Annotated in this window: 6 protein-coding genes and 1 pseudogene; 2 read left to right on the forward strand and 5 right to left on the reverse strand. The window is 66.5% G+C overall.

What is annotated here, in order from left to right; translation table 11 throughout:
* Positions 1 to 242 precede the first annotated feature (242 nt).
* Entirely contained in the window at positions 243 to 1,418 is a 1,176-nt protein-coding gene (locus tag ACYVAQ_RS23215) for a hypothetical protein (protein ID WP_460792983.1), read from the reverse strand.
* A gap of 252 nt (positions 1,419 to 1,670) precedes the next feature.
* A pseudogene (locus ACYVAQ_RS23220) lies at positions 1,671 to 2,186 on the reverse strand (electron transfer flavoprotein subunit alpha/FixB family protein); the annotation flags it as partial.
* Between the two features lie 36 nt (positions 2,187 to 2,222).
* On the opposite strand from ACYVAQ_RS23220, the gene ACYVAQ_RS23225 reads away from it, so the two are divergent.
* Both ACYVAQ_RS23225 and ACYVAQ_RS23230 read left to right on the forward strand, forming a co-directional pair.
* A complete protein-coding gene (locus ACYVAQ_RS23225) occupies positions 2,223 to 2,567 on the forward strand; it encodes a hypothetical protein (RefSeq protein ID WP_460792984.1) in 345 nt (114 codons plus the stop codon).
* A 55-nt stretch (positions 2,568 to 2,622) separates the two neighbouring features.
* Positions 2,623 to 2,895 (forward strand): hypothetical protein, encoded by a 273-nt coding sequence (locus ACYVAQ_RS23230; RefSeq protein WP_460792985.1) that lies wholly within the window; start codon positions 2,623 to 2,625, stop codon positions 2,893 to 2,895.
* 91 nt (positions 2,896 to 2,986) lie between these two features.
* On the opposite strand, the gene ACYVAQ_RS23235 is transcribed toward ACYVAQ_RS23230, so the two are convergent.
* The 3 genes from ACYVAQ_RS23235 to ACYVAQ_RS23245 form a co-directional block, all read right to left on the reverse strand.
* Positions 2,987 to 3,142 carry a hypothetical protein gene (locus ACYVAQ_RS23235; protein ID WP_460792986.1) on the reverse strand — a complete coding sequence of 52 codons (156 nt, stop codon included), beginning with the start codon at positions 3,140 to 3,142 and terminating at the stop codon, positions 2,987 to 2,989.
* 69 nt (positions 3,143 to 3,211) lie between these two features.
* A complete protein-coding gene (locus ACYVAQ_RS23240) occupies positions 3,212 to 3,994 on the reverse strand; it encodes a GAF domain-containing protein (RefSeq protein ID WP_460792987.1) in 783 nt (260 codons plus the stop codon).
* A 225-nt stretch (positions 3,995 to 4,219) separates the two neighbouring features.
* On the reverse strand, positions 4,220 to 4,714 hold the full coding sequence (locus tag ACYVAQ_RS23245) for a hypothetical protein (protein WP_460792988.1): 495 nt from the start codon (positions 4,712 to 4,714) through the stop codon (positions 4,220 to 4,222).
* Between the last annotated feature and the right edge of the window lie 558 nt (positions 4,715 to 5,272).

Consider the following 5,272-nt stretch of genomic DNA (forward strand, 5'->3'; position numbering starts at 1 on the left):
TCGCCGTTCACACCGAAGATCCCGCCGATGGCCGCCTACTTCACGCAGCCCCGCCGCTGGACCTCAAACCCCACCACCACAGGGGACTCTCCTGCCGTGGTGCCAGGCGATGTGCCTCACGTTCGGTGAGACGCGTGACTGGGAGGAGCGTGACTGTACGCGCGGAGGTCCAATCGAGGGTCGTGAAGTGCGGCGCGCACCCCACGGGGGCCAGCCGGTCATCTCGCCCGCGATTCGTGCATTCAGGTCGCTCTCGACCGATATCGTGCATGCGCCGGTCGCTCGGGGGCTGGGGACTCCGTCAACGGCACGGCCCAGATGTGACCTTCGACGAGCGGTACTTTGAGGACGATGGTCTGCCTGATGGCCGCCGCGAACTTCGCGACCTCTGTACGCATGGATTCGTCCGTCATTCCCGCGAATGCCGCGTCCAGGTCGGCCATGGCGGTGCCATGACGGCGGACGCGGCGTTCTTCCGGCGCGAGCCGTTCAATGCAGGCGCGCAGCACCATCTGGACTTCAGGTTCGACGATGAGTTCGCGTCCTAGCGTGCGGCGCAGACAAGCGTTCTCGAGTTCGGCGAGTGGCCCGACCAGGTCATCGCCACGAGCGCTGGCTGACCGGAGAGCGGTCGCCGCATCAAGGAGTCGGCGTAACGTGTGTTCGGCGCTTGTGAAGCGAGCGATCTGCCAACCGATGCCGGTCAGGGTCAGGGTGACGGCGACGGTGACCCAGGTCGAGGTGCCTGGGATCACCAGTTCTGCCAGCGTGCCGAACAGCGCGACCCCTACGAGCACGTGTGCTGATGCGGCCAGCACGTGCGCGACGGTTCTCGGGCGGCCGCGGACAACGCTGAACAGCGGTCGTGTGATCGATGCCGCGGCGCCGATGCTCAGCCCCCCTGCCATGTACGCGAACGCGAAGGCGTCGCCGCGAACTAGCCGTGTATCTGCGTGGGCGTCAAGATGCGCAGCGTACAGCGCGAGTCCGATGCCCGTTGCTGAGCAAGCGGCCACCAGACCGGTCGCGGCATACTCGTACACGGCGGCGGCGCGACGTCCCCAGCGAACACACATCGCCATCAGTTGGGGCCGTCCTGTACTGGCAGCGGTTGTCAGGATGGCGAGGATGAATGCGACTCCGGCACTTGAGGCGAGCGGAACGCTTCCGACCAGGCGGTAGCCGAATCGGCCGGGATGAGCGATGAGCCACGCGGACCCGATCGCCGCAACGGCGGCGTACGTGAGTTGGACGGCGATTGCACCGCGTCGTGATCCACCATGGCGCCCTTCGGGAAACAGGAAGTCGCCACGAAACAGGCTGATGACGTGAGATGCCAGGAGGTCTGGTCGGTCGGCAACTCGCACCGCGCTCTTACGCCGGCCGCGACGAGCAGATGAGATCCGAGCATTCGCCATGGTCGCGCACTCTAGGCGGAAGCGCCGACAGTCGGGCGGCTCCAGGATGCTTGCTTGCGTGTCCGTGACCAGGACAGAGCCAACGCCCGAGTTTGCTCACTTGATCTGGACTCCGTCTCGGCGCTGGACAGGACGAAGTCCTCACGCAGTCGCCGCTCCTCGCGGGACTACTTGGCGCCGAACTCGGGCATGATGACTGTTGATCAGATGGGTACCAATCGCTGAAGTGGTTGCCGCGACGGCCGAGTGTCATCAATGCCTCGTGGTGTTGATGCCCTCGGTGACCTTCGGGAGCACCGTGTGCAGGTCGCCCACGACGCCGAAGTCCACGAGCTCGAAGATCGGGGCCTCCTCGTCCTTGTTGACGGCCACGATGGTCTTCGAGGTCTGCATGCCGGCGCGGTGCTGGATCGCACCGGAGATGCCGTTGGCGACGTACGGCTGCGGCGAGACCGTCTTGGTCGACGGCGGCACGCGAGGCGCCCACGGCGGCACCGAGGGCGTCGGCGAGGGCCTCGACCGCGGTGAAGTCACCGCCGGTGCCACGACCACCGGAGACCACGATGGCGGCCTCGGTGAGCTCGGGGCGACCGGTCGCCTGACGCGGCTGCGAGGCCACGATCTGCGCGGTCTTGGCGGCGTCCGAGATCGTCACGGAGACGTTCTCGACGGTGCCGGCGCCGGCACCCTCCTCCGGAGCGGCGGAGTTCGGCTTGACCGTGATGATCGGCGTCCCTTGGTGACCTTGGCCTTGACCGTGTAGTTGCCGGGGCCTCGACCCACGAGAACCGGACGACTGAGCTGATGCTGGAGCACCTCACCAACCAGGGCGTCGTCGGCCGGCTGGACCCGGTCCTCGTGGACCGTGGCGTCACCGCGGCTGCCGCGGACACGCTGGGCCGTCAGCATGGCCTCGAGCTGCGCCGCGTCGGGTGGGACGACAAGCAGCCGGTGTTCCGTCCCATCCGGCACGCCTGGCGGGTCGAGGTCGCGCGCGGACGGCTCGGCCGCTCCCGGCGACTCGCGAAGTCGTTTGAGAACACCACCACCTCCGCGACCGGCTGGCTCCAGGTCGCGTGCATCGCCACCACCCTGCGCCACCTGTCGCGTGCTCAGGCTCCCCGGCGCGCACTTCCAGCCGCAGCGTGACCGCGCGGGATGCCATGAGCGGACGAATCCGTAAGGGGTCCCCTAGGGTCGCTTCATGACTCAGCCACGGACCGTGTGGGAAGACCAGGGCGGCGTTCTCTCGGGCGGAGGTGGCATGGTGCGCGCTGCCGCGTTTCCGGTCGGCGACGGTGAACGTGGTGGCGTCACCTTCACCGTCAGGGTTCCCGATGGCTTTTTCACGCCGATCGAGGGTGGTGGACTCAGTGCGACCCTGCTGCTCAACCCGGATGAGGCACGCGGCTTCGCCGCTTGGCTGGCCGACGCGGCCGACGCGGCCGACACTGCGGGGCCACCCCTCTACGGCTAGTGGCATCCTCACATCGACATGAGCGTGGGTCTTTCCGGGCCCCTCACTCAGCCGCGAAATGGGACACACCCAGTAAGAATGTTGCGGTGGATCAGCTGGCGATGGCCCGCTTCCGGCGTCGCTGAACGACGATCGATTCCTTGCGCACTGCTTTCGCGGCTTCAGCCCAGATGCGCTGCACCGCGGCAGGCGACGTCACGTCCGCGACCTTGCGTGGTGTCGTCTCCTTGAGGCGAATCTTCGTCACAGCGTCCTCCTCGCCGTCGCGGTCCATGGTACTAGCACGGTGTCCTATTGGTCCGACACAACAACTTGCCTAGGGCCTGTCTGCCTCTGCGTACGCGATTGCCAGGAGGTCCGCGACCAGGAGGACGATTTGGCGGTCGGTGTCGACGAGGTCGCCCGCCTCGGGCGCATCCACAGTGACCATGCCGAATGCGTCTGCGTCGGTGCGGATGGAAGCGGAGATATAGGCATGATAACCGGAGCCGCTGCCTGCGTACGCGACGTTGGTGGCCTCGGCCGTGTCGGGCTCGAACCAGTCACCGCCCGCCGCCACCATCTGGAGCGCATAGTCGCCACGGGCGGTGCCCGACAGAAAGGGTGAGGGCTTGTCGCCGCGACCGGCGTAGGCCACTGCCGACATCCCGCTGGGGTCGAGTTGATAAACAACCGCCCGCAACCGGTTCACATCCTTGAGTAGCAAGGTGAGTGCCCCAACGGCCTGCGTCGCCACGTTCTTCACCTCGGCCTCGCGTTGACGCTTCGTCTTCGCCGGCATTGCCGCAATGAGTTCGGCGACTGGCTGCAAGGCGTCCTTCATTGCGACATGGAGACGGCCCGCCTCGAGTTCAGAGGCCGCCGCGCGGGCCGCCGTACCAACCTCGCGCACGACGAGAAGGAATGCCGATGCCAGACACAGGGCCAGTCCGCCGAGTGCCCACGCCCAGTCCCATCCGTGGAAGTCTTGGCCGAGCGTGATGAAGAAAGTGCCGATCACGGACCCGACCGGTACCGCCGAGGGAACCAGCCACTTCGACTCGACAACGCGCTGAGTGGCGGCATCCCATCCGCGTAAGGAATGCGTTCGGGTGCGCACGCAAGAACCCTAATGGGAGTCGTGATGATCTTCGTTGCTACCCGGCCTCCGCAGCGGATCGCCGCGGGCAGCGGCCTGACCGATCACGACGGGACGGCACTCATTGCCGCTCGGGCCGCGGGGAGGTCCAACGCCATCCCTTCCCGGCGAGCGTCGACGACATCCGGCTCGCCCCCGGTCGCGGGTCCGACCTACGGCGAGTCCTCGCATTGCGTTGACCCGTTCCTATCCGCCGAGCTGGTTGGCGACGGACCAGTTGTCCGCCTTGAGACGATCCAGCGTGTAGTTGAGTTTGCCCCGGTGCGAGACCTCGACCTGGATCACGGGCTGCTCCGGGACGTTCTCGACCGTCCAAGAGAACTCGACGCCATGCTCATCGGCTGTGCCGCCGCTGAGTTGGCCGGTCGCGAGGATCTTTCCTGAGGCGTCGTAGACGGTGACGTCCGCGCCGTCGCGGATGTCGTCGTAGCCGCCGCCCGGACCGGCTGAGCAGGGCTGCGAACGGTTCCTTGTCAGCATCTTGTCCATCTGGTCGAGAGCTTCCCCAGCACTCAGGATCTGGCCGCACCATTCGTGATCCGAGCTCGGATACACCGCGTCGACCAGGAGCGTTCCGCGCAACGTATGGACTGGGTTTCGGGTGCTTGAGTGCCTGCCGGTGAGTGTGAAGATCGCTGCACCGGCAGCCAGGACGATGACCACGCTGGCCGAGACGAGCATGACCAGGGGCCCCCTCGTGCTGGCTGCCGGACCTCGCGGACGCGGAGCTGTGCCCGCGGTCGCTGGTAGGGCGTCGTGGAGACTCGATGCCGTCGACGGAAGGTCGCGTCGACAGAAGGGGCACACGACCGCTTGCACTCGGATGTCGCTGGCGCAGAACGGACAGCGCTTGGTTGCATCGTTGTCCTGGTGAGGCGACGGCTCATTCATGGGCACAGTGTCGATCGCAGGTCGGGGGCCTGAGGGCGAATTCGGCAATTCGCCTACCCGAAGATCGACCGCGTGCCCCAAGCGGCTCGCCTCAGAAGCCGACCGGAGCGGGGGCGGACCCCTTCTGTGCGAGCCGGTATTCCCGACTGTCGGCAACCGGGCGTACCGTCGGAGCCGGTGCAGCAAGGGGTGGCAGATGCCATGGCACCACCACAAACCCCGCTTGGAAGGCATCGGCGGAACGGCGAAGCGCTAGTGCCGCGTGTCGTAAATAACTAGATGGTTGGTGTTCTGAAATCATGGGGCATGGCCAACCGTCCTGCCCCTGCTCTCGTGCTTCGTGATGGT

The organism is Nocardioides maradonensis, assembly GCF_054777115.1.